General features: G+C 55.3%; 1 protein-coding gene. It reads right to left on the minus strand.

The window, feature by feature from the left end:
- Positions 1–765: immunoglobulin-like domain-containing protein (locus DK871_RS29385; protein ID WP_375139754.1), on the minus strand; the 765-nt coding region annotated here is incomplete at both ends.

Here is a 765-nt window from a genome sequence, read left to right on the forward strand (position 1 = left end):
AGTGTCGCCAGCCTTGATCGTGATCGACGAACCGTTATCCAGCTTCAGCGTGACGTCGGTCCCCGCCTTGTTGGACAGCGTGGCGGTGTACGTAATCTGTCCACCTTCGTTAACAGCGTTAGGCGCTGTCAGCGTCACGGTGGTGGTGTTATCGGTACCCGGAGTGTCCGTAACGGTGGTGTTCACCGCGGTAGTGCCAGGGACCAGATTCTCGAAATGCTCGCCGCCTGTTACGCCTTTGATGGCGGTGGTGACGGTTTGATCGCCTTTATAGATATCATCCGGAGCAATAACCGAAACGCTACCGCTCGATTGGTTTACGCCGATGGTGATGGTTTTGCCGTTATCCAAAGTCACGGTTAACGGATTGGTGATGTTGGTCACCGGTGCGCCGTTTTTATCCACAAGGCTGGCGGTGTAAACGATGTTGCCGCCTTCCCCAACGGTGGTGGTGGCCGTTAGGACTACATCGACTTTGTCGATGGTGTCGTTGATCGTGGTCGTTGCGCCATTGCCTGCAACTTCCAGTTTTTCGAAGTTGCCGCCAGTAGTCTCAGTGATCTTGACCGTCTGGGTGCTCTTATCGATGAACACGTCATCGGTAGGGGCGGGCACGGTTACGGTGCCAACCGTGTCGCCAGCCTTGATCGTGATCGACGAACCGTTATCCAACTTCAGCGTTACATCAGTGCCAGCTTTGTTGGAGAGCGTGGCGGTGTACGTAATCTGCCCACCTTCGTTAACAGCGTTAGGCGCTGTCAGCGT

The organism is Pseudomonas sp. L13 (assembly GCF_009935965.1).
Lineage (GTDB): Bacteria > Pseudomonadota > Gammaproteobacteria > Pseudomonadales > Pseudomonadaceae > Aquipseudomonas > Aquipseudomonas lactis.